Origin of the sequence: Bifidobacterium saguinibicoloris, assembly GCF_019331725.1 — a bacterium.
In the GTDB taxonomy this organism is placed as follows: Bacteria; Actinomycetota; Actinomycetes; order Actinomycetales; family Bifidobacteriaceae; genus Bifidobacterium; species Bifidobacterium saguinibicoloris.
The window spans coordinates 1-1881 of the sequence record NZ_JAHBBF010000031.1; the positions used below are offsets into that span (position 1 = coordinate 1).

At 65.1% G+C, this 1881-nt stretch carries 1 protein-coding gene and 1 pseudogene; both read right to left on the reverse strand.

The features are described from left to right. Window positions 1-236: pseudogene (locus KIH78_RS10475) on the reverse strand (ATP-binding protein); the annotation flags it as partial. Window positions 237-238: 2 nt separating this feature from the next. Next, the gene (istA, locus tag KIH78_RS10480) at window positions 239-1720 is read right to left on the reverse strand and encodes an IS21 family transposase (protein WP_219132302.1); all 1482 of its coding nucleotides are present in this window, start codon (window positions 1718-1720) and stop codon (window positions 239-241) included. Window positions 1721-1881: the final 161 nt, after the last annotated feature.

A 1881-nucleotide genomic window follows, 5' to 3' on the forward strand; every position in this document is an offset into this window, starting at 1 on the left:
GCCTGTTTCAGGAGCCGGGAGCGTTTGGAGCGTTCCCGGGACTCGATCTCGGCCGTCATCCATGATTCCATGAACTCCATCTGGCTTGGTGTGGCGTGGGCGAGCTGGTCGGCGAGGACCTGGCGGGTCAGGGGCATGCGGCGCGCGAGGTCCATGATCGTTTCGATCTTCTCGCCGGTGGAGGCGCGGCGGCGTTTCATGTCGGGCATGACGACCGACGGCCTGTGGGTTCCCATGTTCACGCCTCCTTCCTTTCCCGTGTCCCGCGAGGCCGCATGAACACGTCGTATCCGGTCAGGTCGGGAGCGGTCTGCTCGTACGGTTTCTCGCCGGCGGCGATGCGCCGGGCCATGGTGGCCAGACTCGCCTCGTCGAGCGGATGGCCCTGTTCGATCAGGTGTTCGCCGGCCTGGACGGCGGCCTCGAAACCGGATGCGCCGCTGGTCTTGTCGATGAGACGGAACGTGGCCCTGCGCGCCTTGGCATCCATGTGGTCGATCGCGAGACGGAGCTTGTCGGGGAAATCGTCACGAATGATGGAATCGCCCCACGCGCGGGTCTTGCGGCTCAGTGCGGGCAGGAGCGTGGCGGGATTGCGCACCGTGGCCGGCGCGTCGCCGTATACGCGCGGCAGCCTGGCGCAGGTGCGCCCGTCCTGGGTGCGGATCGTCACGTCGAACGCGCGCAGCCCGATGTCGAGGGTCCAGCCGCGCCATGAGGGACCGGCGAGATAGTAGTTGCCGTCGACCTGCACGCGCCCATCCCCGTCGGCCTTCCTGACCTCCCATCTGACCGCGTCATAGGGTTTGGAGGGCAGCGGCCTCATCTCGGCCCGTTCCTCGGTGAACAGCTCCCCGATCGGCGCGCCCTTACGGTAATGCGCCGTCTCGGCCATCGCGTCGCACCGTTCCAGCGTGTACCGGGTCAATTGGGCATACGACTCCGCGTTGAGCAGGGGCACCATGATGTTGCGCCGCAGGAACCCGACCGCGTTCTCCACGCTGCCCTTCTCATTGCCCGAGTTCGGGTTGCAGAACCGCGTCTCCAGCCGATAGTGCGCTATGAACAGCTCGAACACCTTGACGACGCTGACCTTGTCCCACGCGACCCGGTGGCCGGCGCCGGTGGCGTTGTCGAGCACCAGCACCGACGGGGCCATGCCGACGTGCTCGAACACCATACGCAGCCCCGTGCACACGCATTCCGCGTTCTCGCCGGGCAAAGCCACGCAGTAGCGCATGTTCGAATACGGGAATGTGACGACCAGGCAATGCACGTCGATTCGATCCCCGCCGATCACGGCCTGCGACAGGCCGAAATCGACCTGCGCCTCGCCCGGATGCCATTGCAGTTCCAGGAACCCCTCCTCCGGGAGCCGATGCTCCTGCCTCCACCGCTTCACATACCGTTGCACCGGCGAGTACGAGCCCTGGTAGCCCTTCTCCGCGACGAGCCGGTCGTACACGCGTTTGGCGGTGTGCCGCTGCTTGCGCGGCATGAACCGGTCCGCCTCCAACCATCCGTCGACCGTCGCCTTGAACGGGTCGAGCTTCGACGGCCTCGATGCCGGGTGTTCCGGCTCGGGAGAGCAATCCTCCTTCCCGGCGTATTTCGCGACGGTGTCGCGGGCCACGCCCACCTCCTTGGCTATATGCCGCCATGACACGCCACGCGCGTCAAGCACTCTGATACGTTGTTGCACGGACACCGGTACCGTCATTCCTTTCCTTTCCCGAGAAACCGACTTCAACTCGGGAAACTAGTCCGGGCAGGACGGGCCGGTGTTCATTTCTCACCACACGCCGAAGTGGACTAAATCCTGCCGCTCACATGGAGACTTTCCACACGCTCACACGGCCCACTTTCTATTGAACAGACACA